General features: G+C 47.9%; 13 protein-coding genes. 6 read left to right on the forward strand and 7 right to left on the reverse strand.

From position 1 onward, the window contains the following. Positions 1 to 36: 36 nt before the first annotated feature. Positions 37 to 462 (forward strand): hypothetical protein, encoded by a 426-nt coding sequence (locus L3C95_RS23425; protein WP_236391240.1) that lies wholly within the window; start codon positions 37 to 39, stop codon positions 460 to 462. A gap of 69 nt (positions 463 to 531) precedes the next feature. Continuing rightward, positions 532 to 1,440, forward strand: coding sequence for a YihY/virulence factor BrkB family protein (locus tag L3C95_RS23430; protein ID WP_236391242.1), 909 nt, complete (start codon positions 532 to 534; stop codon positions 1,438 to 1,440). A 1-nt stretch (position 1,441) separates the two neighbouring features. Here L3C95_RS23430 and L3C95_RS23435 read toward each other — a convergent pair whose 3' ends face one another. Further along, positions 1,442 to 1,684: a hypothetical protein gene (locus L3C95_RS23435; RefSeq protein WP_089838637.1), complete on the reverse strand. Its 243-nt coding sequence runs from the start codon at positions 1,682 to 1,684 to the stop codon at positions 1,442 to 1,444. 250 nt (positions 1,685 to 1,934) lie between these two features. Here L3C95_RS23435 and L3C95_RS23440 point away from each other — a divergent pair, with 250 nt between their 5' ends. Next, the gene (locus L3C95_RS23440) at positions 1,935 to 4,130 is read left to right on the forward strand and encodes a S9 family peptidase (protein WP_236391244.1); all 2,196 of its coding nucleotides are present in this window, start codon (positions 1,935 to 1,937) and stop codon (positions 4,128 to 4,130) included. 5 nt (positions 4,131 to 4,135) lie between these two features. After that, the gene (locus tag L3C95_RS23445) at positions 4,136 to 4,540 is read left to right on the forward strand and encodes a hypothetical protein (protein WP_236391246.1); all 405 of its coding nucleotides are present in this window, start codon (positions 4,136 to 4,138) and stop codon (positions 4,538 to 4,540) included. A 579-nt stretch (positions 4,541 to 5,119) separates the two neighbouring features. On the opposite strand, the gene L3C95_RS23450 is transcribed toward L3C95_RS23445, so the two are convergent. The 3 genes from L3C95_RS23450 to L3C95_RS23460 all read right to left on the reverse strand — a co-directional run bounded on the left by L3C95_RS23450 (position 5,120) and on the right by L3C95_RS23460 (position 7,488). Next, entirely contained in the window at positions 5,120 to 5,764 is a 645-nt protein-coding gene (locus L3C95_RS23450; RefSeq protein ID WP_236391248.1) for a VIT1/CCC1 transporter family protein, read from the reverse strand. 21 nt (positions 5,765 to 5,785) lie between these two features. Then, positions 5,786 to 7,018 (reverse strand): ornithine--oxo-acid transaminase, encoded by a 1,233-nt coding sequence (gene rocD, locus L3C95_RS23455; protein ID WP_236391250.1) that lies wholly within the window; start codon positions 7,016 to 7,018, stop codon positions 5,786 to 5,788. 212 nt (positions 7,019 to 7,230) lie between these two features. Then, positions 7,231 to 7,488, reverse strand: a complete 258-nt coding sequence (locus L3C95_RS23460) for an acyl-CoA-binding protein (RefSeq protein WP_236391252.1) — start codon at positions 7,486 to 7,488, stop codon at positions 7,231 to 7,233. Positions 7,489 to 7,619: 131 nt separating this feature from the next. Between L3C95_RS23460 and lepA the strand changes: the two genes are divergently transcribed. Continuing rightward, the gene (gene lepA / locus L3C95_RS23465; RefSeq protein WP_236391254.1) at positions 7,620 to 9,410 is read left to right on the forward strand and encodes a translation elongation factor 4; all 1,791 of its coding nucleotides are present in this window, start codon (positions 7,620 to 7,622) and stop codon (positions 9,408 to 9,410) included. A 401-nt stretch (positions 9,411 to 9,811) separates the two neighbouring features. On the opposite strand, the gene L3C95_RS23470 is transcribed toward lepA, so the two are convergent. Beyond that, positions 9,812 to 10,408 (reverse strand): DUF6580 family putative transport protein, encoded by a 597-nt coding sequence (locus tag L3C95_RS23470; RefSeq protein ID WP_236391256.1) that lies wholly within the window; start codon positions 10,406 to 10,408, stop codon positions 9,812 to 9,814. 35 nt (positions 10,409 to 10,443) lie between these two features. Next, positions 10,444 to 11,670: a mannose-6-phosphate isomerase, class I gene (gene manA, locus L3C95_RS23475; RefSeq protein WP_236391258.1), complete on the reverse strand. Its 1,227-nt coding sequence runs from the start codon at positions 11,668 to 11,670 to the stop codon at positions 10,444 to 10,446. Positions 11,671 to 11,752: 82 nt separating this feature from the next. On the opposite strand from manA, the gene L3C95_RS23480 reads away from it, so the two are divergent. Next, a complete protein-coding gene (locus L3C95_RS23480) occupies positions 11,753 to 12,109 on the forward strand; it encodes a YraN family protein (RefSeq protein WP_236391260.1) in 357 nt (118 codons plus the stop codon). Positions 12,110 to 12,656: 547 nt separating this feature from the next. Here the strand turns inward: L3C95_RS23480 and purB are convergent. Beyond that, complete coding sequence (gene purB, locus L3C95_RS23485; RefSeq protein ID WP_236391262.1) at positions 12,657 to 13,997, reverse strand: adenylosuccinate lyase; 1,341 nt, start codon at positions 13,995 to 13,997, stop codon at positions 12,657 to 12,659. Positions 13,998 to 14,036 lie beyond the last annotated feature (39 nt).

The raw sequence follows: 14,036 nt of genomic DNA on the forward strand, positions 1-14,036 counted from the left end.
TTTATAGTAAATTAGCGCCTGACAATCAATCATTCCATGAAAAGACTACTGGTTCCAGCCTTGCTGACACTGGCTGCCTGTAAGAAAGAAGACACGACAGTCCGCCAACCCGACTATGATGGAAAGTGGTACATCCATCAGATTGTTGAGAAAGAGTATACATTAGAGAATGGGGACACCGCCTATACCCGTTATGATGTCAACGACTATCCGGGGACAGTCAACTACCTGGATTTCCAGATAGACAGGGGCAAGGGAGACGCTTTGCTGTACCTGGATGGCCATCTGGACTCCATGTCGTACGAGGCTTTGTCGCAGGCATATTTCCGCCTGGACTCCACTTTGTGTGAGGTCTCGCATGTTACTGACAGTACTTTCCAATTCAACACACTGATATTCGACCATACAACCATTCCTGACAGGGTGCAGGTAACGCAACACTTTTTCGTTCTTAGCCGTTAATCCGGGCGGGACGCCCTTAAAAGAGGCATGGTTTTTATAGTTTAAAGGGCGGACCATATTTTCGCAATAATGTCCAGAGAGTACATCAAAAGTCTTATTGATACGCTACGCGTAGCCTTCCAGGTATTACAGAAAAATGATCCCTTACGCCTGGCCGGGGCGACTGCATTTTTTGCCAGTTTCGCGCTTCCTCCTATTTTACTGATCCTTGTGCAGGTATTGGGACTACTGTTCAATCGAAGGTCCATCGGCAGGCAGCTGATCATGCGGCTGGGAGAACTTGTAGGAGATGACAGTGCGGAGCAGGTGCTTGTTACCCTGAGAGGATTCCGCGGCCTGGCGCAGACCGGGCCTGTAGCCATTATACTGTTTATTTTCCTGCTGTTCGTAATAACCACCTTGTTAAAGGTGATCAAGGGCTCACTGAATCAGCTGTGGATGATCCGGATGACGGAGAAGACAAGCTTTCTGCAATCATTATTGGACCGTCTGCGTTCCCTGATCGTGATAGGGGCTGCAGGCCTCCTTTTCCTGACCAGTCTGATGGCAGAAAGTGTGCAGGCCTTCCTGGGCAGTTATGTCAATGATATATTTCCCCGCGCTGCATTTGTTTTCAGCGGGGTATTCACCCAAATAGTGTCGTTACTGATAGTAACTTCCTGGTTTGCGGTGTTGTTCAGATATCTGCCTGATGCACGGCCTACGTGGAAAGTTGCATTCTCGGGAGCTTTGCTCACGGGAGTTTTATTCAGTATAGGGAAATTGCTATTACGCCGGCTGCTGTATGGAGGCAATATTGGGATCCTTTATGGGGCTTCTGCCTCCGCAGTGCTGTTGATGCTCTTTATTTTCTATAGTGCTATCATCTTCTATTACGGCGCTGCATTTACTAAAGTGTGGAGCGAATTTAAACATCGTCCGATGCAGCCCCTCCGTCATGCCACCTTTTATAAACTGGCCGATGTGGAAGTACGTTGATCTACTCGCCGCGTAATACCATTTCTATCTGGTCTTTTACAGGATTGCTGAAGCCTTCCAGCTCTATTTTCGGATGCTGATCAAGATTGATACGGATCTTACCCGTTTCATTCACCAGGGAATCTGATAAAGGTTCCAATAATGCATGCATCTGACGAACTCCCAGCTGAGCCAATTGGTTCATAAAATTGTCTTCCAGTTGGAGGAACTCACGGTTTTTGTAGGTATATGTTACCTGGATCATGATAAAGATGTTTTTCAGAGGATATTATGAAATTAATATATTGGTTAAATTAGACTATATATATTCGACAATCATTCACTGTATGATCTCAGCAATTTTCATGCGCAATTTAACGGTATAAATATATAAATTTAACTAATAACTTGTTGTATCTCACTTGTATAAAACTTTTCCACAATAAGTTTTCCACAAGCGGAAAAGGTCATTTGGCCCCAATGATTTATCTTGCCGTTTCAAATTTCCAGACATAATGCGTTTACGTTATTTCAGTTGTCCCGGCAGCAGGGCACTTACTTTTTTAGTCTGCCTGCTGGCAGCAAATGCCAGCGCCCAGCCCTGGAGGCAAACCAAATGGGGCAAGGACGGACAGTCTATTTATGAGGCGAATGGCGCCAGTATTACCAGCTACAATGCAAAGGATGGCCGGCAAAGCGTAAAGATCCCCGGCAGCCTGCTCACACCCCAGGGACAGCCTGCTATACAGGTGGAAGATTTCTCCTATACGCCTGATGAAAATAAATGGCTGATCTATACAAAATCGCAGAAAGTCTGGCGCTATAAAACCAGGGGCGACTACTGGTTAGTGGATGTGCCCAGTGGAAAATTGCAACAACTGGGTAAAGGATTACCCGCCTCATCCCTCATGTTTGCGAAAATTTCCCCCGATGGAAAACAGGTAGCTTATGTCAGTGAACATAACTTATACGTGGAAGATATCCTCACCGGTAAGATCAAAGCGCTCACGAAAGACGGTAACCGCCGGCTGATCAACGGTACCTTTGACTGGGCATATGAAGAGGAGTTTGATTGCCGCGATGGCTTCCGCTGGAGCCCTGATAGCCGCTCGATTGCCTACTGGCAGATTGACGCCCGCAAGATCAGGGACTTCCTCATGATCGATAATACCGATTCACTTTATTCCTTTACTGTTCCTGTAGAATACCCGAAAGCAGGGGAGAGCCCTTCTTCCTGCCGTGTAGGTGTAGTGGACATCGCCACTGCTAAAACCACCTGGTTACAGGTACCCGGCGATCCGCAACAACACTACATCACCCGTATGGAATGGAATCCTGCGCATACCGGCGTGATATTACAACAGCTGAACAGAAAACAGAATGAAAGTGTGTTGTACGTTGCTGATCCGGCTACGGGTAAAACAAAACAGATCTACAAAGAGAGTGATTCCGCCTGGATAGATATCCGTTCCCGCTGGAATAGTGAAATGACGGGATGGGACTGGACCAATGGTGGTAAGTCTTTCATCTGGGTGAGTGAAAAAGACGGCTGGAGACATCTGTACAGCGTGGATATGAATGGTAAAGAAAAGCTGATCACGCCTGGTGATTATGACATCATCAACCTGCTGAGGATCGATGAGAAGAATAACCTGGCATATATACTGGCCTCTCCTGACAATCCTACCCAGCAATATCTTTACAAAATATCACTGGATGGTAAAGGGACTCCCGAAAGGGTCACACCTTTACTGGAAGAAGGTTCACATGATTATGAGATCTCTCCGGATGCACAGTGGGCGGTACATAGCTTCTCCAATCGCTATTATCAGCCTCATAGTGAGCTGGCATTTTTGCCGACGCATAAAGATGATCTGAAAAGCACTATTGCGATGGACCTACAGACTTCAAGGTTTGCTCCGCGCCAGGAATTCTTCCGTGTAACGACGCCTGAAGGCGTTACCATGGATGGCTGGATGGCTCGTCCCCTGAACTTTGACTCTACGAAGAAATATCCCGTTGTATTTTATGTGTATGGGGAACCTGCGGCTGCTACTGCGAAAGATGAATATGGTGCAGGCCGTAACAGGCTCTATAACGGCGATATGGCTGCTGACGGTTACATTTACATCTCCATGGACAACCGCGGTACGCCCCTGCCAAAAGGCCGTCAGTGGCGTAAGAGCATCTACCGTAATGTAGGTCAGGTGAACGTACGTGATCAGGCTGGGGCTGCACAGGAATTGTTTAAACGTCACCGTTATCTCGATACTTCCCGTGTAGCAGTATGGGGCTGGAGTGGCGGCGGTGGCATGACACTGAACCTGCTGTTCCGCTATCCGCAGATCTACAAAACCGGTATTGCGATTGCTGCTGTAGGCAGTCTCTTTACATATGACAACATCTATCAGGAGCGCTATATGGGCCTGCCGCAGGAGACCCGCGAAGACTATATCAAAGGCTCGCCTGTGACCTATGCAAAGGGCTTAGTGGGCAATCTGCTGTACATTCATGGTACCGGCGACGACAACGTACATTATCAGAATGCTGAGTTATTGCAGAATGAACTGATCCGTAACGGCAAGCAATTCCAGTTTATGTCTTACCCTAACCGTACACACAGCATCAGTGAAGGTGCGGGCACCTTCAAGCACCTGTCCACTTTGTATACTAACTATTTGAAAGAACATTGTCCTCCGGGAGCGAGATAATCATTATGAACAAACCAACTATCTTCGGATTAATTTCAGTTGCTATCGTGATCGTCAGTGCATTTTTGCCCTGGCTGACCATTGAAAGCAAACATTTAGCCTTTACCGGTATGAATACTGCCGGTTCCAGTTTCGGTGAACCGGGAAAGCTGAACATCTTCGTTGCGGTGATCGCCGGGATATTGTTCCTGGTGCCGGGGAAATGGTCGGCACGCGTGAATCTTTTTGTTTCGGCGTTTTTGGCGGCGTGGGCGTTCAGGAATTTTGTGCTGTTTTCGAGGTGTGAGATGGGGGAATGTCCTGAGCGTGAGATCGGGCTGTATTTGTCGGTGATAGCTGCGATAGCGGCGTTTGTGTGTGTGATTTTGAGTAATGGGGATAAGGATAAGGACAAGGCGCCGGTAGAATGATATTATTTTTTTGGGAAATGAAGCCTCGCGAGTTTCGCGGGGCTTTTTTGTCTAATATGGTTGCTTCCCGACAGCGGTTATAGCTTATAGTAATTTTTAGCACGGAGTTTTGTTGTTTACGTTTTGTTGTTTGGTGGTGTTGAGGGGATGTTGCTGCGGTTTCAGGTGGGACCACGGGCTGTATCCCTTTCCGCGTCTTGCTATCTGGCTTTGTCAATCGTGGTTGGCTTTGGGATAGTTATTAAACTCCCGTCAAGCGTATCAGCACGCTACAAGGGATAAGGCCCTTAGGTCTCCACCTGAAACCCTCCGCTACATTAGGAGTGTTTATGAGGGGTAGGCGGCCTTAATTCAAGTCGACCGCGTCGGATGCTGTGTCCATAGCCGCTCTTGTGTACAATTCCTGAGAATCCGCCCCCCTAACATAACATCAATCAACCCCGCTAGGGGTTGTAATGTTTGTAGCGCGGGGTTTTCAACCCCGGGTAAAATGATATACGCCCCTAACAATTGCCGGAAATCCGATAACCAATAACATAACGCCGATCACCCCCCGGTAATAATATAAATCCGGGACTTTTATCGAAACACCAACAAAATAATATACGCTCCCAGCCACACCGCGCCTCCATACGCAAGATTCCTTAGGATGATGGGAATAGTTGACTGGCTCGTCATTCTTGATTTGATGAAGCTGAATACGGTGATGGCGATGAACACATACAGCACACTTGTATTAGCTGCCGGGGTAAAATGTTCATTGCGTAGATAGGGCAGAAAGGGGAGGATACCGCCGAGGAGGAAGAAGAATCCTGTCAGTAGTCCGCTGCGGATGGCGGCTGCCATGTTAAAATGCTTCTCCTGTACCTGTTGTGATGCCAGGGTTTCTTCCCATTGCGTGGCGTCTTTTTGCATTTCTGCGGCAATGTTCTCTATAATGGGCTCACTGATGTTGAGGCGTTCCAGTTTCTCTCTTTCTTCCGGTGATAAGGTGCTTTCATCGTGTTGCAGGTCTCCGCGATTAGCCTGATAGGCGCTGATCATTACCAGTATACTTCCTCCCAGCCAGATACAGGTATTCAGGGTGTAGAATTGCTGTACGCTCACGGGCAAGCCATGCAAGAGGAAGGTGGAAAAAAATAAGAGTAATAATCCCTCCGGAAATCCTATCAGGAAATCTGTTTTCCAACCGCTGCTGCGGATGGCTTTCTGTTGTTTGGACATGCGCGGCTAATCGTGTTTCTGCTATAATGTTTCGAGGCTTTTGGCAATGATCTGCACGGCTTCCCTGATCTGGGCAGCTGTGATCAGCAGGGGAGGTGCAAACCGGATCTTGTCGCCATGAGTTGGTTTTGCCAGTAACCCGTTTTCTTTGAGTGCCAGGCAGAGGTCCCAGGCGGCTTCCGGATGCGTGTGCTGAATGACGATCGCGTTCAGCAGTCCTTTACCGCGGACAGTGCTGATATGAGGTGATTGAAGGGCCTTGAGTTCCTGTCGCAGGAGTTCTCCCATAGCAGCGGCATTTTCCACCATATTCTCTTCCTTCAGGACCGTAAGCGCCGCAATAGCCACTTTACAGGCCAGCGGATTGCCACCATAGGTGCTGCCATGTTCACCCGGTTTAATGGTGAGCATGATCTCATCGTCAGCCAGGACAGCTGCTACCGGTAATGTTCCTCCGGAAAGGGCCTTACCTAGTATCAGGATGTCGGGACGCACATTCTCATGATCGCAGCAGAGCATTTTACCTGTTCTGGCGAGACCGGTCTGGATCTCGTCAGCGATGAAGAGCACGTCGGCGTCTTCACAATACTGACGGGCTTTCGACAGGTAGCCGTCGTCGGGTACCATCACACCGGCTTCTCCCTGGATAGGTTCTACCAGGAAGCCGGCAACGTTCTTGTCCTGCAGCGCCTTTTCCAGGGCTGGCAGGTTATTATAGGGAATGACCTCATAACCCGGCATGAAGGGGCCGAAGTCAGTCCGGGAAGAAGGATCTGTACTAAAGGAAATAACGTTCAGGGTACGTCCGTGGAAGTTGTTGGCGCAGACGATGATCTTTGCCTGGTTCTCAGGGATGCCTTTTACTGCATACCCCCAGCGACGGCACAGTTTCAGCGCTGTCTCGACAGCTTCAACACCGGTATTCATGGGTAATACCTTGTCGTAGCCGAAGAAGTCAGTAATGAACGCTGCATATTCACCGAGCAGATCACTGTGGAATGCACGGGAAGTCAGCGTCAGTTTCTGCGCCTGTTCAATAAGGGCACGGATGATGGTGGGGTGACAATGGCCCTGGTTCACAGCGGAATAACCTGAGAGGAAATCGTAATAACGCTTTCCATCTACATCCCAGAGGAATACTCCTTCGCCCCGGCTCAACACTACCGGCAGTGGATGGTAGTTATGGGCGCCATATTGTTCCTCCAGGTCAAGGAAATGCTGTGTTCTTTCGGTAATCTTAGATGCGTGTAACATAACCCTTCAAAGGTACACAATACAGCTCATGTATAAGAATCGGGAGCGGAAAACAAGCCGGAAAGACCACAATATCATCCTTTTAACGCTCTTTTTAACGCCGTTTATGGGTGTTATTACGTGTGAAGCGGCAATCACGGGCACCCATCACCTTTCATTCCCTCAGGCGGGTACCCGGGCGGCTTACTCCGGCGACGCGGTTCTTATTGGCCTTACCCTTTCAGCTTCGTAACCAGCGCAATATATTCCTGCTGAGCGTCTTCTTTTGACTTGCCTTTGAGCTTCTGCCAGGCCTCGTATTTTGCTTTGGCCACAAAATCAAAAAGATTGGATGGAGGATCCGTGTTCACATCGCCTTCTGTACCTTGTTTGTAGAGGGAGTAAAGTTGCAGAAGTGTTTCATTATCAGGTTTTTGAGGCAGGGTTTTGCTGGCTGCAGCGGCAGCTTCGAACTGTTGTTGTAGCTCCATGGGATTGTTTTAACATTAAATGTAGACAAAATAGTACCAAATACGACGGGGTCCCCTATCCGGGAATAGCAAAATTTAAATACCTTTGCGGCTTGACGCGGGGCGTTAAACGCCTGGTTTTAAAAGCATATATGAAGAATATCAGGAATTTTTGCATCATTGCACACATCGACCACGGTAAAAGTACATTGGCTGACAGGCTGTTAGAACATACCAAAACCATTTCCGACAGGGACATGCAGGCCCAGGTGCTGGACGACATGGACCTCGAAAGAGAGAAAGGGATCACTATCAAAAGTCACGCTATCCAGATGAATTATATTCATGAAGGACAGCAATATGTATTTAACCTGATCGATACTCCCGGTCACGTGGACTTCTCCTATGAAGTATCCCGTGCACTGGCTGCCTGTGAAGGTGCGTTGCTGCTGGTAGATGCTGCCCAGGGTATTCAGGCTCAAACCATTTCCAACCTTTACCTGGCCCTGGAAAATGACCTGGAAATCATCCCCGTGATCAACAAGATCGACATGGAGGGAGCGATGATCCCTGAAGTAAAGGACCAGATCATTGAGCTCATCGGTTGTAAAGAAGACGAAATCCTGCTGGCTTCCGGTAAGACCGGTATCGGTATCGAGGAGATCCTGGAAGCGATCGTAAAACGTATCCCTGGTCCTAAGGGAGATCCTGAAGCGCCGCTCCAGGCACTGATCTTCGACAGCGTATTCAACTCTTTCCGCGGTATCATTGCTTATTACAGGATATACAATGGTTCTATCAAAAAAGGTGATAAAGTTAAATTCTTCAATACCGACCAGGAATACTATGCTGATGAAGTAGGTATCCTCAAGCTTGGCCTGCAGCCTACTCAAACCGTTAAGACCGGTGACGTGGGATATATCATCACCGGTATCAAAAATGCCAAAGAGGTAAAAGTTGGTGATACCATCACCCTGAGCAATAATCCAAGTAAGGAAGCGATCAACGGTTTTGAAGAGGTGAAACCAATGGTATTCGCCGGTATCTTCCCGGTAAATACAGAAGACTTCGAGGAGCTGCGCGACTGTATGGAGAAACTCCAGCTGAACGACGCCTCCCTGACCTTCGAACTGGAAACTTCCCAGGCCCTTGGTTTCGGTTTCCGATGCGGATTCCTCGGTATGCTGCACATGGAGATCATCCAGGAGCGTCTCGAAAGAGAGTTCAACCAGACGGTGATCACCACGGTTCCGAACGTAAGCTTTATTGCCCATACCACCAGGAAGGAAACCATCATCGTGAATAACCCCTCCGAAATGCCTGATCCCAGCAAGCTGGAACGCATCGAGGAACCATTCATCAAAGCACAGATCATCACCAAACCCGATTATATCGGTAACATTATGACCTTGTGTCTCGGTAAGAGGGGTATCCTGCTCAACCAGAGCTATCTGACGCCAAGCAGGGTAGAATTAATATTCGAAATGCCTTTGACAGAGATCGTGTTCGATTTCTATGATAAACTCAAGAGCCAGACCCGTGGTTATGCATCTTTCGATTATGCACCGATCGGTCGCCGTGACAGTGACATTGTGAAGATGGATATCCTCCTGAATGGTGATAAGGTGGATGCGCTTAGCGCCCTGATCCACCGCAGCCGTGCACAGGACTTCGGTCGTAAGCTGTGTGAGAAGCTGAAAGAACTGCTGCCACGCCAGCAATTCATGATCGCTATCCAGGCAGCTATCGGCGCCAAAATCCTGGCCCGTGAAACCATCAGTGCAATGCGTAAGGATGTAACCGCGAAATGTTATGGTGGTGACATCTCCCGTAAACGTAAGCTGCTGGAAAAACAGAAAGAAGGTAAAAAGCGTATGCGCCAGATTGGTAATGTGGAAGTACCGCAGGAAGCATTCCTCGCTGTACTCAAGTTGGATGACTAAGGCGCAGTTTATATCAAATTTGGGAAATTAAAGCGGCCGGGCGACTGGCCGCTTTTTTATTGCTGGTGATATATCTTAAACCGGTTCTCCGTCATAAATATAAACGATCATTGTGATCCTCCCCGGGGTTGAACCCCCGGGGAGGATCACAACAGCTCCTAACGGAGCTGATCTACCTTCTTTGATGGACTGGTATTACGTTAAATCATTCCTCATCATAAATATAAACGTTCGTCCTCGAACCTTCCCGGGGATGAAACCCCGCGCTACAAACACAACAGCTCCTAAAGAAGCTGATCTACCTTCTTTGATGGATAAGTATTGTGTATGAGTATTTGTATCAAACAAACGGCCGGCTGAGGACATGCTCAGCCGGCCGTTATAATATTATTCTGTAGCTACTATGCCAGTTGGCTCTTCGGAGTGATCGCTACCTGCTTAATTGCTGTCCATACACCAAACAACACGGCGGTGAAGAACACATTGCCCATCAGGCCATTCAATGCAAAGCTGCTGAACATATTATCTGACTGGTAAAAAGGAATACCAGCTGCATAACAAGCTAACAGGCCAGCGCCGGTCTTTGGATATAGATCAGTTGTCAGGAAAGTACCCAGATTGGAGATGAGGAAGAACAGTACGCCTGTACCAACAGAAGATAACAGCAACGTAAGCATGTTCACTTTCTTTATCGTTGTACCTATCCAAGTGATCAGCAGGAATGCACCATATACGAAGAGGAGCTGTCCCAGGTAATTACGGTCCAGTGCGTGTATGCTGGTGAAGCATTGGAGGAAAACGTCAGACAGAAATAAAGATACTAAGGGAACGACATAAGCGAGTCGTTTATCTTTCAGTACAATACCGCCAAATAATGCTGCTGCTCCGATGGCATTGAAGTTCCACAGACCGATCTGGTTTGTGAAAATGCGGCACAGTGCAGACAGGAAGATCAGCATGGCAACGATCAGTATTTCCCGGATGGAATCCTTTTTCATAATAATGGGTAGATTATTTGACCAAAGATATGATTTTAAATAGATTCAACAGGCACACTTGCTTTAAAGATCACAACGCCTGCCTTGCTCACAATACTGTAAGAAGTGTTGTAGTAAGCAAGCACCGCCTGACCTTTCTGCAGCGTGATCGTTTCTCCGCCAGCTTCTGTGATTTCAGCAGCGCCTTCCATTACCAGCATGATCTCGGTTGCCTGGCTGGTATGCTCATAACGCTGATCGTTCTGCATAGCGATACGGCTTACCACGAAGTCAGGTGCAGGAGAGTGGTAGATAGTCTCCAGTCCGCCGCTCACACTTTCGCCGCCCAGGATCTTTGGATGTACTGCTTCAAAACGGGTATGTTTCAGCAGTTCAGGTACATCAATATGTTTAGGCGTCAGTCCGCCGCGTAATACGTTGTCAGAATTGGCCATCAGTTCCACGTTCTGGCCTTCCAGGTAGGCATGAGGGATTCCCGCATCCTGGAATACAGCCTGTCCGGGATGTACTTCCATAATGTTAAAGAAGTAAATAGAGAAGATGCCCCTGTCCAGGTTTTCCAGTCCCTGCGGATCGTTCACGATGGCTCTTCCTGCCCAGAATGCAGGGTCTGATTTTGCCAGACGACCAGCTTTGTAAGCTTCTGAAACAACTTCCGCCAGCGGACGTAACATCGCGTTCACTTCGGATTGTGGCATTTCCATTACGGCTTTATACAGTCCGTAGTAACCTTCTTTTTCAAAGATGGGAGCCAGTGATGCGAATTCTTTTACGTTCTGTAATACCTTTCGCAGTTTATCTTCCGGCAGAAATCCATGTAGCAACCAGAATTCACTGAGGGCCACCATGATCTCAGGTTTGTGGTTGGCGTCTTTATAATTACGGTGAGGAGCATTCAGCGGAATACCGGCTTCATTTTCCCTTGCAAATCCTTTTTCTGCTTCTGCTTTGGTCGGGTGTACCTGGATAGACAACATGTCTTTTACATCCAGGATCTTGAGCAGGTAAGGTAATTCGCCGAAGCGTTTCCATACTTTCGGTCCCAGCACATGTTCAGGATTGGCTTTTACCAGTTGGTCCAGTGAGGAAGGCTGTGTACCGGTAGCGATAACAGCAGGTGCGCTCTGGTGTGCGCCCATCCAGTATTCTGCGCTTGGTTTCCCGTTTTCAGGAATACCTAACAAGGCAGGAATATAATGGTATCCACCCCATGCATAATTTTGAACCTTACCTTCCAATCTGAATAATTTCTTCTCGCTCATGCGTAATATGTTTGTATTTTCCTAGAATTGTTAACCTGTTGTCTTCCTGTTCTAATAAGGAGGAACAAAAATAGTCAAAACAATGGCATCCCATATAGCTTTGGGCAAAAAAGGGGAACTGATAGCGAAGGAATTCCTTCTCCGGCAACAATATAAGATCTTAGCAGTGAACTGGCGGCATAAGCGCCGGGAGATTGATATTATAGCAGCGAAGCCGGATTGCCTGGTGTTTTTCGAGGTGAAGACACTGGCGACTGATCTTTTCGGCTGGCCGGAACAGCATGTGGATGCGGCTAAGCGAAGGCATATTCAGGCAGCAGCGAATGTGTATATGGATAAGTTACCGCGCCTGCCGCCGGCAATAAGGTTTGATGTGATTGCGATTACTTTTCAGCCGGACGGGGAGTATGAGCTGGTGCATTTCGAAGATGCGTTTTGATGGGGAAGTAGCTGCGCTTCCAGATGGGACCACGGGCTGTATCCCTTTGCGAGTCGTGCTATGTAGCTTTATCAATCGTGGTTGGCTTTTGGAAATTTATTAAACTCCCGTCAAGCGTATCGGCACTCTCCAAGGGATAAGGCCCTCTGGTCTCCATCTGAAACCGTCGCTACTTTAGGGGTTTGTGGGGAGGATTAGTCGTACGATACTTATTGGCTCCGCAAAAAGACAAGACGGATTACAGATAATGTGCACGTTATGTGGCATTATTTGTAATCCGTCTTTATTGCTATTACTTTCTACAATTCTCTATGCTGCTTATTCATTCCACGTCTATCGGCCCGCTACTGGCGCGGCCGTGTATTTGTAGCTCCGGGTTGCAAATCCGGAGTTTCGGGTTCCCTGTATCTTTTATCGCCGTGTTTTCGGTTTGCCATTGGCATTCCGAATTTATCCCGTGTTTGTCGCCAGGGGACACCATGACTTATTTCATCCGCATATTATGCCCATAGGCTATCACCTATGCTGGATGTAATGCCTTCCATCCTCAGCTCCAAACCCCTGTATAATTCTGCGGCGTGATCGCTTTCAGTTCCTTCTTCAGTGAAGCACTGATCTTCAGACCATCAATAAATTTATGCATGGTCTTCTGTGTGATCTGTTCGCCGCCGCGGGTGAGGTCTTTCAGGGCCTCATAAGGCTTAGGGAAGTTTTCCCGGCGTAACACAGTCTGAATGGCTTCTGCTACAACTGCCCAGTTGTTTTCCAGGTCTTCCTGCAGCTTGTTTTCATTCAGGATCAGTTTATCTAAACCTTTCTGGATAGATTTCAGTGCCAGCAACGTATGACCGAATGGTACGCCAACGTTCCTCAGGACAGTGGAGTCGGTCAGGTCGCGTTGCAAGCGGGATACAGGCAGTTTTGCGCTCAGGTGCTCGAAGATGGCGTTGGCCAGTCCGAGGTTGCCTTCGGCGTTTTCGAAGTCGATCGGGTTCACTTTATGTGGCATAGCGGAAGAACCTACCTCGTTGGCTTTGATCTTCTGCTTGAAATAATCCATGGAGATGTATGTCCACACGTCGCGACAGAAATCTACCAGGATGGTATTGATACGTTTCAGGGTATCAAATTGAGCAGCGATATTATCATAGTGTTCAATCTGGGTAGTGAATTTCATGCGTTGCAGTCCGAGGGTATTGTTCACGAATTTATCGCCGAACTTCTCCCAGTTGATCTTCGGGAATGCCACGTGGTGGGCGTTGAAGTTACCGGTTGCGCCACCGAATTTAGCTGCGAAAGGAATATCTCCCAGGAGTTTTACCTGGCCTTCCAGTCTTTCAACAAATACGAGGATCTCCTTTCCGAGGATGGTCGGAGACGCCGGCTGACCATGGGTACGGGCCAGCATCGGGATCTTCATCCATGACTTACCCATCTTTTTCAGGGCCAGTATCAGGTTGGCGATAGCCGGCATATATACATGCTCTACCGCTTCTTTCCAGAACAGCGGAGTGGCGGTGTTGTTAACATCCTGGGACGTCAGACCGAAATGCACCCACTCCAGTTTATCGTCCAGTCCGAGCGCTTTCAGCTCATTCTTAACAAAATACTCTACAGCTTTCACATCGTGGTTGGTCACCTTTTCAGTTTCTTTGATCAGCTGTGCATTCTCTATGGTAAAATCCTGGTAGATCTTACGTAATGCCGGTACCTGGGCTTTTGAGAGCGTGAACAGCTTCTGCTCTGAAAGGGCGATGAAGTATTCGATCTCCACCTGCACACGGTAACGGATCAGTGCAAACTCTGAAAAGTAAGGAGCCAGTTCTTCCAGTTGCCGACGGTAGCGTCCATCCAACGGAGAAATGGCGGTTAAAGCTTGTAATTGCATAATGTTATTTGATTAAGTGAGCGTTTATCACTTTTTACC

Source organism: Chitinophaga filiformis (genome assembly GCF_021646545.1).
GTDB classification, from domain to species: Bacteria; Bacteroidota; Bacteroidia; order Chitinophagales; family Chitinophagaceae; genus Chitinophaga; species Chitinophaga filiformis_A.

Coding starts and splice junctions, on each gene's coding strand:
- L3C95_RS23430 (WP_236391242.1), top strand. CDS start 532: ATGTCCAGAGAGTACATCAAAAGTCTTATTGATACGCTACGCGTAGCC.
- L3C95_RS23460 (WP_236391252.1), bottom strand. CDS start 7,488: ATGGAGCTACAACAACAGTTCGAAGCTGCCGCTGCAGCCAGCAAAACC.
- lepA (WP_236391254.1), top strand. CDS start 7,620: ATGAAGAATATCAGGAATTTTTGCATCATTGCACACATCGACCACGGT.
- manA (WP_236391258.1), bottom strand. CDS start 11,670: ATGAGCGAGAAGAAATTATTCAGATTGGAAGGTAAGGTTCAAAATTAT.
- purB (WP_236391262.1), bottom strand. CDS start 13,997: ATGCAATTACAAGCTTTAACCGCCATTTCTCCGTTGGATGGACGCTAC.
- L3C95_RS23470 (WP_236391256.1), bottom strand. CDS start 10,408: ATGAAAAAGGATTCCATCCGGGAAATACTGATCGTTGCCATGCTGATC.
- L3C95_RS23445 (WP_236391246.1), top strand. CDS start 4,136: ATGAACAAACCAACTATCTTCGGATTAATTTCAGTTGCTATCGTGATC.
- rocD (WP_236391250.1), bottom strand. CDS start 7,018: ATGTTACACGCATCTAAGATTACCGAAAGAACACAGCATTTCCTTGAC.
- L3C95_RS23440 (WP_236391244.1), top strand. CDS start 1,935: ATGCGTTTACGTTATTTCAGTTGTCCCGGCAGCAGGGCACTTACTTTT.
- L3C95_RS23480 (WP_236391260.1), top strand. CDS start 11,753: ATGGCATCCCATATAGCTTTGGGCAAAAAAGGGGAACTGATAGCGAAG.
- L3C95_RS23450 (WP_236391248.1), bottom strand. CDS start 5,764: ATGTCCAAACAACAGAAAGCCATCCGCAGCAGCGGTTGGAAAACAGAT.
- L3C95_RS23435 (WP_089838637.1), bottom strand. CDS start 1,684: ATGATCCAGGTAACATATACCTACAAAAACCGTGAGTTCCTCCAACTG.
- L3C95_RS23425 (WP_236391240.1), top strand. CDS start 37: ATGAAAAGACTACTGGTTCCAGCCTTGCTGACACTGGCTGCCTGTAAG.